Here is a 16796-nt window from a genome sequence, read left to right on the forward strand (position 1 = left end):
TCAATATTTGAAAGCATATTAATGAAATTTGATAAATCAACCCTAAATAACGATACGCTTCTAGATCTTTACAAGCGTTTATTAAAACCACGTTTAATAGAAGAAAAGATGCTTATTTTACTAAGACAAGGTAAAATAAGTAAATGGTTTTCTGGAATTGGCCAAGAAGCTATTTCCGTTGGTGTAACATCTGCGATGCAAGACGAAGAATATATTTTACCTATGCATCGTAATCTAGGTGTTTTTACAACTAGACAAATCCCTTTACATAGATTGTTCTCGCAGTGGCAAGGTAAGGCTAACGGATTTACAAAAGGACGAGATCGAAGTTTTCACTTTGGTACACAAGAGTATAACATTGTTGGAATGATAAGTCATTTAGGTCCGCAATTTGGTGTTGCAGATGGTATAGCTTTAGCTTCAAAACTAAAAGCTAAAAACCAAGTTACTGCAGTATTTACAGGTGAAGGCGGAACAAGTGAAGGTGATATACATGAAGCCTTAAACGTTGCTTCTGTATGGCAATTACCGGTGCTTTTTTGTATAGAAAACAACGGTTACGGTTTGTCTACACCAACTAAAGAGCAATATAATTGTGAGAACCTAGCAGATAGAGCACTAGGTTACGGTATGGAAAGCCATATTATTGATGGTAATAATATTTTAGAGGTTTACACTAAAATCTCTGAAATTACTAAAAGCATACGTGAAAATCCGCGTCCTGTTTTAATCGAGTTTAAAACCTTTAGAATGCGCGGACATGAAGAGGCTAGTGGAACAAAGTATGTTCCTCAAGACTTGATGGACGAATGGGCTAAAAAAGATCCAATTGAAAACTATCAAGAATTCTTAAAAAATGAAGGCATTTTAACCGATGAAGAAGAATTAAGAATTAAAGAAGATATTGTTAGTGAAATTAACTCGAATTTAGACATTGCTTATTCTGAAAATCCTATAAAACCATCTTTAAGTGATGAGTTAAATGATGTATATAAATATTTTGAATATGAACACTTTAAAGAATCTGAAAATACAAACGAATTAAGATTTGTAGATGCGATTTCCGAAGGATTAAAACAATCTATGCAACGTCATGAAGATCTTGTTATTATGGGACAAGATGTTGCAGAATATGGCGGCGTTTTTAAAATTACAGACGGATTTGTTGAAGCTTTTGGTAACGATCGTGTTCGTAACACACCAATTTGTGAATCTGCAATTATCGAAACCGCAATGGGATTAAGTATTGCAGGCATAAAAAGTGTTGTCGAACTTCAGTTTAGTGATTTTGTAACTTCTGGTTTTAATCCTGTTGTTAATTATTTAGCAAAATCACATTACAGATGGAACCAAAATGCAGATGTTGTATTACGTATGCCTTGTGGCGCTGGCGTTGCAGCAGGACCATTTCATAGTCAAACTAATGAAGCTTGGTTTACAAAAACACCTGGTTTAAAAGTAGTTTATCCAGCTTTTCCTTTAGACGCAAAAGGCATGTTAGCAACTGCAATTAACGATCCTAATCCAGTTTTGTTTTTTGAACATAAAGCACTTTATAGAAGTATTAGACAAGACGTACCTTCAGATTATTACACTATACCTTTTGGTAAAGCAGCTTTATTAAAAGAAGGAACAGATATTACCATAATTAGTTATGGAGCAGCAGTACATTGGGCTTTAAACACTTTAGAAGCACATCCAAATATTTCTGCAGATGTTATAGATTTAAGATCATTACAACCATTAGATACAGAAGCAATATATAACTCTGTTAAAAAGACAGGTAAAGCGATTATTTTACAAGAAGATTCTTTATTTGGAGGTATTGCAAGCGATATTTCATCTTTAATAATGGAACATTGTTTTGAATATCTTGATGCGCCAGTAAAACGTGTAGCAAGTTTAGATACACCAATTCCTTTTATTAATCAATTAGAAGAACAATATTTATCTAAAGGACGATTTGAAAACGAACTTTTATCTTTATTAGAGTATTAAAATAAAAAAGCAAGTAATTAATTTACTTGCTTTTTTTATTAGTGTGCGTATTTTTTAATACCGTACCACAATCCGTTTTTTATAGAGTTATGCTTTAAAAAGTCTCGTTTTTGAATACTATTAGAATCTGTATTTAAAAATAACCTGCGATGTATAATGTCTGGTTTCATAATTAAAAACTTATCTAAATCTTCTTTTGCTATTCCAAGTATAACTTCTTGTTCCTTCTAATGTACTAGATAATTGATTGTTGTTTAATGTTCTCATGATTAATGTTTTTTGATTGATTATTAATGACTTACACAAATAAGACGACGTATAAATAAAATTGTTACATCCAAATTATAAAATATTTAGTCTTTAACAGTTTTTAACTTTTTTAAGTAAATTGCAAGCTGATTACGTATTGTTAATGCTATTTTAACATTGATTATAAAAATATTAGCATTTAGGTATGGTTTTTGAATTAATTTAGTGGCAATTAAATACTATCCATGAAAATTTATATTTCATTTTTACTACTTTTTTTTATTTCTGTTAGTGGTTTTTCTCAAATAGACAGAGAAAATATTGGTTTTGCAATTCCTGCTGAAGAAACTGAAGATCCAAAAGATGATCCAGAATTAATTATAGAACCTTCTGAAGTAAAATCTAACGATATTAAACCTGAAGATACTAACGCGACTGTAATTGCTCCTAAAGATGCAAAAACAGAACAATCACCAAAAAAAGAGTTTTCTATGATAGAAGAAAACAATTTAAGAAATCCAGGTGAGTTGTTTAGAAAACAAATAGATAGGCAATTAAAATTTAGAGAAGACGACGAGAAAAGTAATAATGGTAGTCTTGTTAATCAATTTTTAGGTGAATATCGTACGACATCAAAAGCTGTAAATATAATTTATCGCGACCATCAATATCCTGATGGAGATGCAATTAGAGTATTTATAAATAAAGATATAGTTGTACCAACCGTTGTACTTACTTCTGGTTATAATGGTATTTTATTACCTCTTGACGAAGGTATAAACGAGATAGATTTTTTAGCTCTTAATCAAGGTACATCTGGTCCTAATACTGCAGAGTTTCAGATTTTAGATGAATTTGGAAATGTGATTGCTGCAAACCAATGGAATCTTGCTACTGGCGTTAAAGCCACTATTACTGTTGTTAAGGATAAAGAAAGTCCTTTAAAACTTAAATCGCAATCTGTACAAAACACAAAATCTACAGATACGACTAAAACCGGACAATAAGACGTATTACCAATTAAAATTAATTAGTTGGTAAAATCCCTAAACTATTAAATAGTTTTGCTTTAGTAGATAAAAACTTATTCTCTAATTTTACAGCTTTAACCTGAACGTCTATTAGCTTTTTTTCTCTCGTGTTAATTAAAAAGACTGAGCTTTCTCCAAAGCTAAATTTTCTTTCTTCACCAATTAGCATTGCCTCATAATCCTTTACAATATCTACAATTAAAATATTTTGGGTTTTAAAAGATTCAACTTCATTTGTAATAGCATTTATTTTATTTTGTAGTTGAAATTGCGTGTCTGATAATGTAAAATTTGCATCCTGAACTTTAATTTTTGAAAGCTTTAAATCACCACGTTCTTTTCTTAAAAATAAAGGCATAGCAACATTTATCATTGCTTTGTAGGATGATGCATTTAATGAATTAGTATCGTCTGGCGTTTCGGTTAAAAAATTATATTGCAAGTCTATTTTTGGTAGTAATTTGTTGGCTTTTAAGCGTTGATCTACACTTAAACCATCTATTTTTCTGTTTAAAGCTATAATTTTAGGATGATTTTGAATGTTGAAATTTTCTAAATTATTTAAACCTAAATAATTATCTACTTCGTCTTCAAATACCGCCATAGGAAATACGTTTTCTGCTATTTCTACAGGAGTATTTTCTAGCCATAAAAAATTAGAAGCCTCTAATCGTGCTTTAAATAAAGCAACTTTGGCTTGTTCTAATTCTAATTTTCTGTTTTTTACTGTAATTCCAGATTCTAAACTATCAATTCCAGCTTTATCACCAGCAATAACACTAGATCTTACACCATTAAATCTTATAGTTGCATTTTCTAAAAACTTCTCGTAAATCTTATATTCTTTATAAGCTTGTACCCAATTAAAATAAGCTAAAGACGCATCGTATAAGGCTTGGTTAACTTGTAAGTTTCTTTCTGCAATAGATTGTTCTTTAAAAAATTTAGCCTTTTTTAAGTCAGCCATTCTTTTATTAATAAATAAACCTTGACCTAAAGAAAAACCAATTCCTGCACTAAATAATCCATCTTCTGGTACTGTATTTTCTGGATTTAAGTAATACCCAGAATTTTCTTCAAAATTTGCTTTCAATTCAATACCATACCACGTTGGAATTTTAAATGTGGCATATAATTTTTCGTAATATTCTCTATTTTTAAAATCTTTTTCGTTAAAGTCTACTTCAACTTTAGGATCAAATCCACCACGAGCTTTAAGTAACGTAGCGATACCAGATTCGATTTTTAAATCGGCTTGTTTTACAACAGGATGATATTGCTTAACATAACCTAAAAATTCGGCATAACTTAAACTATCTTTAGTTTGTCCTAAAAGTGATAAAGGACTAATTAATAGTAGTATAAATAGCTTTTTTATATTCATTACTTTTCAGTTGAAGTTGAATTTGACGCAGCGTTAGATGCAGCTGTTGGCGTAACAGCACTGTTTTTGTCTTTAGTAGCTGGCGTATAATAATTTGGAGGAAAACCGTTTAACTGTCGCCATATTTCGTACCAAATTGGCACATCGTCTAATAAACCAATTGTTCTTGCTCCAGAACCAACTCTAATTGCTTCAGGCCATTTGTGATCGTCTTTATCTGGTGATAATAATACTCTAAACTTCCCGTTTGGACTAATAAAACGCTCTATAGCAACTACTTCTGCGCCGTAAGTACCATAAGATACATTTGGCCAACCACTAAAAACTATTGCTGGCCAACCATCGAATTGTACTCTAAACTTTTCGCCTACATGAATTAGCGGTAAATCTATTGGGTCTACAAAAGTTTCTATTGCAATGTCATAAGTAGATGGCATTATACCAACAAGTTGTTCGCCTTCTTTAAAGGTCTCTCCAATACCTGCTTTTATTGCTTTATTAATGTAACCATCTTGTGGCGCTTTGATGTAATATAAATCATTACGAATAGAGTAGTTGGTGTAATCACTTTCTAGTTTAGATACTTGTGCTTCTGCATCAAATTGATTAGACTGCGCTGTAAACTTATCACTTCTAGCTTTAGAGATTTTATCTATATATTCTGCATTTATACGATTTAATTCTACTTCTGCATTAATAATTTCATTTTTAGCAGCTAAAAATTTATTTTCTTGAGAAATTAATTTGGCTTGTGTTTCTTGTAGTTTTAATCGTTTTTCTTCAACTTCGGTAACAGATTTTAATCCTTCTGTTTGTAATTGCTGTGTACGATTAAATTGTTTTTCGGCAATACTTAAATTAGTTTTTGCAGCTTCAAAATCTATACTATCACTTTTTGCTTTTAACTTAGATTGTAAAAGTTTGTTTTGTGCTTGTTTGTATTTTAATTCCCTTTCGTTAGATAGTGCGGCAATTTGATTGTTTAAAGCGTTTACCTTTTCTGAATAGGATAACACCGAAGAACTTTTGGCTTTTATCTGTTGATCGGTTCTAGTTACAAGATTAGGATCAAAATATTCATTTTTAATTTCTGAAATGAATAAAATAGTATCGCCTTTTTTTACTTTTTCACCTTCTTTTACATACCACTTTTCTATACGACCAGGAATTGGTGATTGTATAGTTTGCGGTCTTTGGTCTGGCGTTAAAGTGGTGACTAATCCTGGTGCATTAATATTTTGTGTCCATGGTAAAAATAAAATGATTAATCCTATAATTCCAAAAGTGACTAAAAACCTGTTAAATGCTTTATAATGCTCTTTACCAAACGCTTGTTTACCGCATTCGTATTGCGATAAATCTACACGTTCATTTAATTTATTATTTGAAATATTTAACATCTTATTTTTTGTTAATTATTTGACCGTTTTCTAATGTAATTACTTTATCTAATTTTGCTAGCCATAATGGGTTTTGACTAACAACAATTAGTGACCAAGGATGTTCTGGCTGTATTAAAAAGTTTATAATTTTTGAAGCTTCTTCTTGATCAAAATGATCTAAAGGTTCTTTTAAAACCAATAATTTTGGCTTTTTAATTATGCTTCTTGCTAAAATTATTTTTTTAGATAATGTAAACGAAATTTCTTTTCCTTCTGGTCTTAAAATAGTGTTTAATCCTTGTGGTAATCGCTTTACGTAATCGCTTAAACCAACGCTTTGGATAGCCCAATCTACATCTGCTTTTGATATAGTTGGATCGTCAAAAGTTATGTTTTGAAGTAAAGTGCCTTCAAAAGGCGATTCCTCTACCAATGTTTGTCCTAAATGTGCGCGATAATGATTAAGTTTTAAATTTGATAAGGAATTATTGTTTACGTAAATATTACCTTTTGTAGGTTTTATTATACCAGAAATTAAACGTAAAAGACTAGTTTTTCCAGATCCATTTTTACCATTAACTAAAATCTTATCTTGTTGATTTATAGTAAAACTAATATCTTTTAGTATTGGTGCTTCTTTATCAGGTACTTGATAGGATACATTTTCAAATTCTAGAGTAAATGGAGATGCATTAAAATCTATCGTTTCGCCTTTTTGTGACTCTAAATCTTTATCAACCACTTTACCTAATTTTTCAATAGAAGTTAATACATCATAGAATGTTTCTAGACCTAGGATTAATTTTTCTACAGAATTTATGACTAAAAGAATAATAATTTCGGCAGCAACAAATTGACCAATATTCATTTGTTGACTTAAAACCAATGCGCCACCAATGACTAATAATCCAGCTGTTACTAAAACTTTAAACCCAATTAATTGTATAAATTGAATGACTAAAATTTTAAAGTGACTTTCTCTAGCTTGTAAATAATCATTAACTAATTGATCGTTTTTATTTAATGCTAAACTTGTTTTTCCAGATAATTTAAAGCTAACAATAGACCTTGCTATTTCTTGTATCCAATGAGCAACACGATATTTATGATCAGATTCTTTTAAGCTTGTACGTAACCCTTTTTCTATAGTAAATTTAAATACAATGTAGATTAGAATCACTAATAAAACACCATAAATAATAAAAAATGGATGATAAAAGGATAGTAAAATTAATCCAAATGCAATTTGAAGTATTGCAGCAGGAAAATCTATTAATATTTTTGCTAAACCCTTTTGTACGTTAATGGTATCAAAAAATCTATTAGCTAATTCTGGTGGATAAATACCTCTTAATTCACTCATTTTTATTTTAGGAAAGCGGTACGTGAAATCAAAAGATGCTCTAGTAAATATTTTTTGCTGAATATTTTCTATTATACGTATTTGCATAAGTTGTAAAACACCAACAAAAACAACACCTAAGGTAACTAATACAACAAGAACAATCCACGATGTACTAACTTGAGCTGCTTGCAACAAATTAATTATAGCCTGTATACCAAGTGGTAAAGATAGGTTTACTAAACCAGCAAAAATAGCGTAGAAAAAGACTTGCTTTAGGTCTTTTTTATCTAGTTTTAATAGATTGACAAATCGTTGCCAAGCTGTTAATATTTTTTTACTCATGTATTGAAATGTTTAAAGTTTTAAAAACAATGTCTTTAAAAAATGAGGTTGGAGCTTCGTTTGGTTGTAATCCAGAAATGGATTTAAAATGATCTTTTATATAATGTTGGTGTAATGCACCTTCAATAATAGTATTAGCTAAACAAAATGCATAATTATAGTCTTTATTAGCATTTTCTATTAGATCTTTAAGCCTAACTACGATACGTTTGTATATAGAAAAGTAACCTTCGTTATTTTCTTCGTCTACTTTTTTTGTTAAATACGATTTACAATACTCGTGTATTATTATTCGTTTTAACACGACTTCGTTAATGTGTTTGTAATTACAGTCTTCTATTGTTGTTTTTGTTAATGTATCTATTGCAATGTCTAACTTTTTTACAGGATTTGTAATGTTGTTTATTGCAAATACTAATTGGTATTCTGTCCATGCCCAATACCAAGAAGACAAGTAAAGAAGTAACATGTGTTTACTTTCAAAATAACGATAAATACTACTTTCATTAGAACCTATTTGTTCGCCCAACTTTTTAAAAGTGAAAGCATCAAAACCAATAGTATCTATTAAAAGTATACTGTGCTCTACAATACGTTTACCTAAATCTGAAGATTCTGGATCTTTAAGATAGATGTTTTCGTTAATTGTAATCTTTAAATTTGAAAATAAACTTTGCATACTAAACATGTTTAGATGCAAAAATAATAGTAACACTATTAACTTTGTGAGTAATTAACTATACGTTAACTATTTTTATCTATTTGAAGATTGTTTATAGTGTGTTTAAAAGTTGAATTATCAGGTAATTCAAAAAGTTCTAATCCAAAATAAGGTACAGCTGCTAGAAAGTGATCAAAAAGATCGCTCATTACATATTCGTAATTTTGCCAACGTTTATCTTTACTAAAACAATACACTTCTAAAGGAATACCTTGTGCTGTTGGTTGTAATTGTCTAGCCATTAAAAACATATTTTCGTTAATGGCAGAATGATTTTCTAAATAGGTTTGAATATATTTTCTAAACACACCAACATTAGTCAGGTTTCTACCGTTAATTAATAGGTTTTTATCTGCGTTATGTGTTGTGTTATGTTGCTCTAATTTTTGTTGCATAGTCACCAAATATTCTTTGATTAACTGTATGCTTTTTAAACTTTCTACTTCTTCTTCAGTAAGATATTTAATAGAAGATTGTTTAATTAACATATGTCTTTTAATACGTCTTCCATCAGAATTAGTCATTCCGCGCCAGTTTTTAAACGAATCTGATATCATCGCATAGGTAGGAATGGTAGTAATTGTATTATCCCAGTTTTGCACTTTTACAGTAGCTAGATTTATTTCTATCACATCACCATCTGCACCGTATTTTTCAAAAGTAATCCAGTCGCCAATTCTAACCATATCGTTAATGGCTACTTGGATACTAGCTACAAAACCTAAAATCGTGTCTTTAAATATTAATAATATAATTGCCGAAATTGTACCAAAACCAGCAATAAAACTACCTAGAGACAATTCTGTAACTACAGCAATAGCCATTAATAAACCTGCAGTCCAAGCAAAAATCATAAATACCTGTATGTAACTATCTATAGGTTTATCCTTTAATCTTGGTAAGGTTTTAAAATAGCTTTTTAATGTGTTTAATAAACTTCTAACAATCCAAAGTCCAACAACAATGGCTAATACTGCAAGTATTTTTGAAGCGATTTTGTGCACATATTCAAAGTCATAAAATACAACAGGAATAGACCAATACGCTAATACTAATGCAGGAATGTGTGCTGTATTTGCTGGTACACGATTAGAAATTAATAAATCGTCAAAATTTGATTTGGTAGTAGCAGCAATACGTGCAGATATAAATCTTAAAATAGTTCTTACCAATAAATCTATTATAAATATGAAAATAAAAGCTAGTAAAAAAAGCACTAGCATATTCATATATTTAGAAGATGTTACTGTAAAATTTAAGTCTCTAAAATAATCGTAAAAAAAGTGTACGTATTTATTCATCTACATATTAATTATGCTGCAAAATTAAAGACTTTACAACTAATTTAAGAGGGAAAATTAATTAAAGATTAGTTAAATTATAGAAGGTAAATCAGGTAAATTACAAACTTCACCAACGTCTAACCCATCTAAAAATACTTGACCAATTCTAACTCTAACCAATCTTAAAGTAGGATATCCAACAGCACTTGTCATTTTTCTTACCTGTTTAAATTTTCCTTCCTTTAATGTGATCGAAATCCATGTTGTTGGTCCATGTCTTTCATCTCTAATTTTTTGGGATCGTTGTGGTAGGTTAGGAGTAGACTCTAAAATTCTAGCTTTACAAGGTTTTGTGTCGTATTTAATTCCATCAAAACCAATTTTAACTCCAGTTTGTAAATCTTGTATCGCTTTCGCGGAAATTGCGCCATCAACCAAAGCATAATATTCTTTTTCTATTCCAGATTGGTTAATGTGATTACTTAATTTTCCATCGGTAGTTAATAGCAATAAACCTTCACTTTTTTTATCCAATCTACCAATTGGCATCGTACCTTCAGGAAATGTACCAAGCTCTGATAAAAAACGCTTTTTTTGCTCATGTTTGGCATTACTATCAAACTGGCTAAGCATTCCGTAAGGCTTATAAATCTTAAAGTGTTGGTGTTTAGTTTTCATTTAATATTTTGAAAACAAGCGCTTTTGTTAATTGCTGTCCTTTTGCTTTTTCTCTTATTAAATCGTAACTAAATCTAAAATCGCAACCGTTTTTATAGTCACTACAACCGTAAGCTGTTTTTCCTTTTATAATGGTTCCTTTTTTACATTTAGGACAGATTTTTTCGTCCGATTTTTCATTTATCGCTTTCGCGGAAGTAGTTTGTTTAGGTTCTAATTTTAATTTGAAATTATCATCAAATCGAAGCAAACCTTCAACAGATTGCTCATTAACTTTAAAGCCTTTTAAATTTACTGTAGATCCTTTACTTAATAAACGTTTATATTGATTTTCTGAAATAGATTTTTCTGCATACTTAAAAGGTAACACAAAATCGCAATTCTTACCGTAATCACTGCAACCGTAGGCATTTTTTCCTTTTAATAATTGTCCGTTTTTACATTTAGGGCAAGCTTTACCTACAATGCCTTTTTTGGAAGTTTTAGTTTTGGTTGTTGCTTTATTACCTGCTTTATTGTTGGTGTAACTTAGTTTAGCTTGTACGTTTTCTGTACGTACATCGTAAACCAATTGATCTACCATTTTTTTCATATTATTGATAAAAGCGACAGCACTATATTCGCCTTTTTCAATGTCTTTAAGTTGTTTTTCCCAAAGTCCTGTCAATTCTGCCGATTTTAATAATTCATTTTGAATTAAATCGATTAACTGAATACCGGTAACCGTTGGTAACACCTGTTTTTTATTACGTTTGATGTACTTGCGTCTAAACAACGTTTCAATAATGTTGGCTCTAGTCGAAGGTCTTCCAATACCGTTTTCTTTCATTAAATCACGTAACTCATCGTCATCAACTTGTTTACCTGCAGTTTCCATTGCGCGTAATAAAGATGCTTCGGTAAATTGTTTTGGCGGCTTGGTTTCTTTTTCTAAAAATGAAGGTTCATGCGGACCTTTTTCGCCTTTTACAAACGTTGGTAAAATACCGCTTTCTTTGGTTGGAGTATCTTTAGTTTCAAAAACTTCTCGCCAACCTTTTTCAAGAATTTCTTTACCTGTAGTTTTAAAATTAACGCTTTCTGCCTTACCAATTACAGTTGTGTTAGATACTTTACATTCTGGGTAAAACACCGCAATAAAACGCTTGGTGATAATATCATAAACCTGTTGCTGATTATATTGTAAGTTGGTTTGAACTCCTGTAGGAATAATGGCATGGTGATCGGTTACTTTAGCATCGTCAAAAACCTTTTTAGATTTTTTAATCTTTTTACCCAAAAGTGGCTGAATTAATTGACTGTAATTGGTCAGATTTTTCAGTATTCCTGGTACTTTAGGATAAATATCGTTTGGAAGATAAGTGGTATCTACACGTGGGTATGTTACCACTTTCATTTCATACAATTTCTGTACAATCTTTAAAGTTTCATCTGCTGAAAAGCCAAATTTTGTATTGCAATATACTTGTAAACCTGTTAAATCAAACAGTTTTGGCGCGTATTCATTTCCTTTCTTTTTGGTGATGCTTACAATTTCAAAATCGTGTTCTTTTACAATATTGGCAAGCTTTTCGCCATCTTCCATTTTTAGAAAACGTCCTTCTTCGTAACTAAATAAGGTATCGCGATAAAGTGTTTGTAATTCCCAATAGGGTTGAGGCTTAAAGTTTTCTATCTCTTTCCAACGGTTAACAACCATTGCTAAAGTTGGAGTTTGCACACGACCAATGGATAATACTTGCTTATAACCGCCATATTTTACGGTGTATAATCGTGTGGCATTCATCCCTAAAAGCCAATCGCCAATTGCTCTAGAAAATCCTGCATAGTACAAATTATCGTATTTTTTGCTAGATTCTAGTTTCTCAAAACCTTCTTTTATGGCTTCTGTAGTTAGAGAAGAAATCCAAAGTCGTTTTACTTCGCCTTTATAATTTGCTTGGTCTAAAACCCAACGTTGTATTAATTCTCCTTCTTGACCGGCATCACCACAATTTATGACAACATCTGCATTTTGAAACAATTGCTTAACAATATTAAACTGTTTTTTGATACCAGAATCGTTAGATACTTTGGTTTCAAACTTATCGGGCAACATGGGTAAGTTGTTTAAATCCCAACTTTTCCAATACGGCTTATAATCGTTAGGTTCTTTAAGTGTGCAAAGGTGCCCAAAAGTGTACGTTACTGCATAGCCATTACCTTCAAAGTAGCCATCACGCTTGGTTTTGGCGCCTAAGACTTGAGCAATTTCTCTTGCTACACTTGGTTTTTCGGCAATACAGACTTTCACTTTTATTAAAATTTTAGTGTTGCAAAATAAATGAAATTGTTAAGTTTTGGAAGTGGTTTTATTAGTAGTTATTAACGATTAATTACCACCAAACCATGAAACTTTTTTTAATGTCTCCGTTTAGGAATTTTAACCATAACATTGGCGCGTACTTTTCAGTATAAAAAGATTTTAATTTAGATAGTATTTGCTCATAGTTTTGCCAATTTACATGAGTATTCACATCGACTAACCAATCTAACTTTTTAGGGATATAAAATTTACAATTATTAAATTTAAGTAAATCTTTAAAATTGAAATAAAACCCATAAATACAATCGTTATTTAGTGTTTTAAGTGTGGTAGTTTCGCCAAAAGGCATAAAAATTTGAGCTTTAAAATAGATTTGTTGCTCTATGTTTTTTGACTCTAAATTAAGTGTTTCAAGGTAATGTTTTGTGTATTTAGAATACAATAGAGGTAATTGTTTCTCTTTAAGTTTTTCTATTTTTTTTATTAAAGTATCTTTTCGATTTGGTCCAATACAATGCTCAATTTCATTATATCCAACAGTAGGATCAAAAAGGTAAAATTTATATTGAATTTCTAAATGAAACACTTGATTTGCATGACTGTACAAACAATCTATTTCTCCAATAGTTTGTTGTGGCGTATGTTGTATTTGTAAATTTTGTGCTAGAATATGGTTGTTTTCTTCTTTTTTTAAAACCTCGATTACAAACTGCTCTACAATTTTACCAAGCCTTTCGTTAGTATTTATCGTTGTATTTAGTTTAAAAACAGTCTTAGGATTTAAATTGTAAGGCGACATACCTAAAACCTTTGATGTAAATAAAAATGGTGTATTGATAAAACCACTAAAATTTGATTGATAATTTTCTATTATTTCTTCCATAATTTACGATAAATGTAATCAATAAAAATTTTTCACAAATTATTCGTCATAAGTCTATTATCGTTGTATTTTTGCACATCTTAAATTTTCAACAATTACAACTAATTAATTAATGCCAGTCCAAACCCAAGAATTACAAGAACGTACAGAAGGAAAAAGTTTATATAGCTACCAGAAAGGTGCAATCGATAAAATTTTCAAGTGTTTTGAGGAAGCACCAGATGATTATCATTTGCTTTACCAATTACCAACTGGTGGAGGAAAAACTGTAATATTTTCTGAAATTGTTAGACAATACTTAAAAACTAGAAAAAAACAAGTTTTAGTGATGACGCATCGTATAGAGCTTTGTAAACAGACCTCTAATATGTTATCCGAATTTGGTGTATCTAACAAAGTTATAGATAGTAAAGCAGATTTAAGTGATCAAGGCGATTATAATTGCTTTGTTGCAATGGTTGAAACTTTAAACAACCGTTTAAATGATGATAAACTTGACATATCTGATATTGGTTTAGTTATTATAGATGAAGCGCATTATAATAGTTTTACTAAATTATTTAAGTTTTTTGAAAACTCGTTTATTCTTGGTGTAACAGCAACACCTTTAAGTAGTAATATTAACCTTCCTATGAAGGATAATTATAACGAATTAATTGTTGGAGAAACCATACAATCTTTAATAGATAACGAGTTTTTAGCGCGTGCAGACATTTATAGTTATAATGTAGGATTAACGTCTTTAGTTGTTGGAGCTAACGGTGATTATACAGTAAAATCTTCTGAAGATTTATATACAAACACAGACATGTTAACCAAACTTTTACAATCTTATGAAGAGCGTTGTAAAGGCAAAAAAACATTAATCTTTAATAACGGAATTAACACTTCTTTGCATGTTTACGACACATTTAGACGTGCTGGATACAAAATAGCACATTTAGATAACAACAATTCTAAAAAAGAAAGAAAAGCAATACTTAAGTGGTTTAAAGAAACTCCAGATGCAATATTAACATCTGTAAGTATCTTAACTACTGGATTTGATGAGCCAACTGTAGATTGTATTGTATTAAACAGAGCAACAAAATCTTTAACGTTATACTACCAGATGATTGGTCGTGGATCACGTATTTTAGAGAATAAAAGTAAATTTACGGTTGTAGATTTAGGTAACAATTTACATCGTTTTGGTGCATGGGGCGCAGACCTAGATTGGCATAAAATATTTAGATCGCCAAATTATTATTTAGACGGAATTTTAAGTGATGAAGAACTTGAAAACAACTTTAAATATGAAATGCCAGCAGATTTACGTGAGCAGTTTAAAAACTCAGAGCATGTATATTTTGACATTAAAAAGACTTATATAAATTCAATTAGGGCAGGAGAAAGCTCTAAAGTAGTATTAGAAAGATCGATTGCGCAACACGCACATATTTGTGTAGAAAACAGTGAAGATATGTGGGACGCATTAGCGTTAGCAAAACTTTTAGGAGACGATATAGATTACCGTATTGGTAGATATACAAAATGTATTAGTAAAAGTACACATAACTTTGTAGATTGGTTAAAAGACGATTATAGGAAAAAATTGAACGCAAAAATTAGATCTGATTTTGACGAGATTTTTGAAGACATTAATGGATATCCTCCAGAAGAATAAAAACATTAGTTAAAATGACATTTAAAGATCTAGGTTTAGATAAAAACTACGTAAAATCGTTGAAAGAAATTGGTATAAAATCACCAACAGAAATTCAACAACAAGCTATTTCTGTTTTATTAAATAACACAACAGACTTTGTTGGTTTAGCCCAAACAGGAACAGGTAAAACTGCTGCTTATGGTATACCTTTATTACATAAAGTAAATCCAAAAAAAGCAGTTGTTCAAGCATTAGTTTTGTCACCAACAAGAGAGTTAGTACAACAAATAAAAAAACAGCTATTTAAGTTTACAAAATACAACACAAACCAAACCTTTGTAGAAGCTGTATATGGTGGAGAAAAAATAGATATCCAGTTAAAAAACTTAGCCAGAACAACGCATGTTGTAGTTGCTACTCCTGGACGATTAGTAGATTTAATTAATCGTAATGCTGTAGACTTATCTAATATTAAGACCGTAGTATTAGACGAAGCAGATGAAATGCTTAGCATGGGTTTTAAAAACGATTTAACTTCAATTTTAAACACTATAAAAAGCAACAAAAACACATGGTTGTTTAGCGCAACAATGTCTAAAGACTTACAGGCAATCGTTAAAAAATATATTAACGATAATGCAGTAAGAATAGAAATTGATAGAGAAAGTATAGTTAACAAAAATATTTCTCATTTCTTTATAGAAACAACTATACATCAAAAGTCTAGTGCTGTAATGCAGCTTTTAGATCAAAGAGAAGACCAAAGAGGTATTATTTTTACACGAACTAAAGCAGGAGCACAAGCATTAAAACATCAATTAAATTTAGAAGGGTTTAATGTAGAAGCTTTAGAAGGCGATATGGCACAAAAGGATAGAGATAAAGTCATGAGAGCTTTTAAAAACCAATCTTTACAATATTTAATATCTACAGATGTGTCTGCAAGAGGTATAGATGTAAATGATGTAAATTTTATCATTCATCATCAATTACCAGAACATATAGAATATTATACACATCGAAGTGGTAGGACAGCTAGAGGCGGAAAAACAGGAGAATCTATAGCTTTAGTTTTATCTAATGAACAAAAAGAAATTCAGAATATAGAGAAGCAATTAAACATTAAGATGAAACAAATCACATTATAATTAAAAAGGCGACCAATGGTCGCCTTTTTACATTTATATAACATCATTAATGATGCGTTTTTAATTTTCCTTTACGCTTGGCTAGTTGGTGCTCTAATTCTCTAACAGCTTCACTAACACTTTTATGAAACGTTTCTTTACTGTCTTTCGCAAATAATCTTGGTCCAGGCGCGCTAAGTCTTACACTAGATACCATACCTGTTTTATCGTCACTAGTATTTTCTACTTTAAAAAACACATCGGCACGTACTATAAATTCGTACTTATTAAAAAGTTTCTGGATTTTTTCAGTCGTATATTCCTCTAAAGCTTTGCTAGCTTTTACATTATCATATTCAAATTTTATATCCATAATATTTTGGTTTTAAAGTTCATTTAAATTTAGTCAAAAAAACTATT

At 30.4% G+C, this 16796-nt stretch carries 14 protein-coding genes; 4 read left to right on the plus strand and 10 right to left on the minus strand.

Going from position 1 to position 16796, the window contains the following annotated elements:
• Positions 1–21 precede the first annotated feature (21 nt).
• Entirely contained in the window at positions 22–1998 is a 1977-nt protein-coding gene (locus IFB02_RS12450; protein ID WP_191072823.1) for an alpha-ketoacid dehydrogenase subunit alpha/beta, read from the plus strand.
• Between the two features lie 38 nt (positions 1999–2036).
• Here the strand turns inward: IFB02_RS12450 and IFB02_RS13995 are convergent, their stop codons facing one another.
• Positions 2037–2168: a hypothetical protein gene (locus tag IFB02_RS13995; protein WP_262891936.1), complete on the minus strand. Its 132-nt coding sequence runs from the start codon at positions 2166–2168 to the stop codon at positions 2037–2039.
• A 324-nt stretch (positions 2169–2492) separates the two neighbouring features.
• Here IFB02_RS13995 and IFB02_RS12455 point away from each other — a divergent pair, with 324 nt between their 5' ends.
• Entirely contained in the window at positions 2493–3254 is a 762-nt protein-coding gene (locus tag IFB02_RS12455; RefSeq protein WP_191072824.1) for a hypothetical protein, read from the plus strand.
• Positions 3255–3273: 19 nt separating this feature from the next.
• Here IFB02_RS12455 and IFB02_RS12460 read toward each other — a convergent pair whose 3' ends face one another.
• The 8 genes from IFB02_RS12460 to IFB02_RS12495 all read right to left on the minus strand — a co-directional run bounded on the left by IFB02_RS12460 (position 3274) and on the right by IFB02_RS12495 (position 13601).
• On the minus strand, positions 3274–4662 hold the full coding sequence (locus IFB02_RS12460; protein ID WP_191072825.1) for a TolC family protein: 1389 nt from the start codon (positions 4660–4662) through the stop codon (positions 3274–3276).
• Positions 4662–6062, minus strand: a complete 1401-nt coding sequence (locus tag IFB02_RS12465) for an HlyD family secretion protein (protein WP_191072826.1) — start codon at positions 6060–6062, stop codon at positions 4662–4664. The genes IFB02_RS12460 and IFB02_RS12465 overlap by 1 nt, the downstream gene beginning before the upstream one ends.
• Before the next feature lies 1 nt (position 6063).
• Positions 6064–7731, minus strand: coding sequence for a peptidase domain-containing ABC transporter (locus tag IFB02_RS12470; RefSeq protein ID WP_191072827.1), 1668 nt, complete (start codon positions 7729–7731; stop codon positions 6064–6066).
• Positions 7724–8410 carry a TetR/AcrR family transcriptional regulator gene (locus IFB02_RS12475; protein WP_191072828.1) on the minus strand — a complete coding sequence of 229 codons (687 nt, stop codon included), beginning with the start codon at positions 8408–8410 and terminating at the stop codon, positions 7724–7726. Before IFB02_RS12475 ends, IFB02_RS12470 begins: the two co-directional genes overlap by 8 nt.
• Before the next feature lie 65 nt (positions 8411–8475).
• A complete protein-coding gene (locus IFB02_RS12480) occupies positions 8476–9753 on the minus strand; it encodes a mechanosensitive ion channel family protein (RefSeq protein ID WP_191072829.1) in 1278 nt (425 codons plus the stop codon).
• A gap of 72 nt (positions 9754–9825) precedes the next feature.
• Complete coding sequence (locus IFB02_RS12485) at positions 9826–10413, minus strand: pseudouridine synthase (protein ID WP_106688699.1); 588 nt, start codon at positions 10411–10413, stop codon at positions 9826–9828.
• The gene (locus IFB02_RS12490; protein WP_106688700.1) at positions 10403–12706 is read right to left on the minus strand and encodes a type IA DNA topoisomerase; all 2304 of its coding nucleotides are present in this window, start codon (positions 12704–12706) and stop codon (positions 10403–10405) included. The genes IFB02_RS12485 and IFB02_RS12490 overlap by 11 nt, the downstream gene beginning before the upstream one ends.
• An 82-nt stretch (positions 12707–12788) precedes the next feature.
• Positions 12789–13601: a DUF1853 family protein gene (locus IFB02_RS12495; protein ID WP_106688701.1), complete on the minus strand. Its 813-nt coding sequence runs from the start codon at positions 13599–13601 to the stop codon at positions 12789–12791.
• 112 nt (positions 13602–13713) lie between these two features.
• Here IFB02_RS12495 and IFB02_RS12500 point away from each other — a divergent pair, with 112 nt between their 5' ends.
• The gene (locus tag IFB02_RS12500; RefSeq protein WP_106688702.1) at positions 13714–15267 is read left to right on the plus strand and encodes a DEAD/DEAH box helicase; all 1554 of its coding nucleotides are present in this window, start codon (positions 13714–13716) and stop codon (positions 15265–15267) included.
• A 14-nt stretch (positions 15268–15281) separates the two neighbouring features.
• On the plus strand, positions 15282–16397 hold the full coding sequence (locus IFB02_RS12505; protein WP_106688703.1) for a DEAD/DEAH box helicase: 1116 nt from the start codon (positions 15282–15284) through the stop codon (positions 16395–16397).
• A gap of 46 nt (positions 16398–16443) precedes the next feature.
• On the opposite strand, the gene hpf is transcribed toward IFB02_RS12505, so the two are convergent.
• Positions 16444–16749: a ribosome hibernation-promoting factor, HPF/YfiA family gene (hpf, locus tag IFB02_RS12510; protein WP_106688704.1), complete on the minus strand. Its 306-nt coding sequence runs from the start codon at positions 16747–16749 to the stop codon at positions 16444–16446.
• Between the last annotated feature and the right edge of the window lie 47 nt (positions 16750–16796).

This window comes from Mesoflavibacter profundi (assembly GCF_014764305.1).
Taxonomy (GTDB): Bacteria; Bacteroidota; Bacteroidia; order Flavobacteriales; family Flavobacteriaceae; genus Mesoflavibacter; species Mesoflavibacter profundi.

Bases quoted from the DNA above. Each gene is read 5' to 3' on its own strand.
- IFB02_RS12505 (WP_106688703.1), top strand. From the start codon at position 15,282: ATGACATTTAAAGATCTAGGTTTAGATAAAAACTACGTAAAATCGTTG.
- IFB02_RS12465 (WP_191072826.1), bottom strand. From the start codon at position 6,062: ATGTTAAATATTTCAAATAATAAATTAAATGAACGTGTAGATTTATCG.
- IFB02_RS13995 (WP_262891936.1), bottom strand. From the start codon at position 2,168: ATGAAACCAGACATTATACATCGCAGGTTATTTTTAAATACAGATTCT.
- IFB02_RS12500 (WP_106688702.1), top strand. From the start codon at position 13,714: ATGCCAGTCCAAACCCAAGAATTACAAGAACGTACAGAAGGAAAAAGT.
- IFB02_RS12450 (WP_191072823.1), top strand. From the start codon at position 22: ATGAAATTTGATAAATCAACCCTAAATAACGATACGCTTCTAGATCTT.
- IFB02_RS12485 (WP_106688699.1), bottom strand. From the start codon at position 10,413: ATGAAAACTAAACACCAACACTTTAAGATTTATAAGCCTTACGGAATG.
- IFB02_RS12495 (WP_106688701.1), bottom strand. From the start codon at position 13,601: ATGGAAGAAATAATAGAAAATTATCAATCAAATTTTAGTGGTTTTATC.
- hpf (WP_106688704.1), bottom strand. From the start codon at position 16,749: ATGGATATAAAATTTGAATATGATAATGTAAAAGCTAGCAAAGCTTTA.
- IFB02_RS12475 (WP_191072828.1), bottom strand. From the start codon at position 8,410: ATGCAAAGTTTATTTTCAAATTTAAAGATTACAATTAACGAAAACATC.
- IFB02_RS12460 (WP_191072825.1), bottom strand. From the start codon at position 4,662: ATGAATATAAAAAAGCTATTTATACTACTATTAATTAGTCCTTTATCA.
- IFB02_RS12480 (WP_191072829.1), bottom strand. From the start codon at position 9,753: ATGAATAAATACGTACACTTTTTTTACGATTATTTTAGAGACTTAAAT.
- IFB02_RS12455 (WP_191072824.1), top strand. From the start codon at position 2,493: ATGAAAATTTATATTTCATTTTTACTACTTTTTTTTATTTCTGTTAGT.
- IFB02_RS12470 (WP_191072827.1), bottom strand. From the start codon at position 7,731: ATGAGTAAAAAAATATTAACAGCTTGGCAACGATTTGTCAATCTATTA.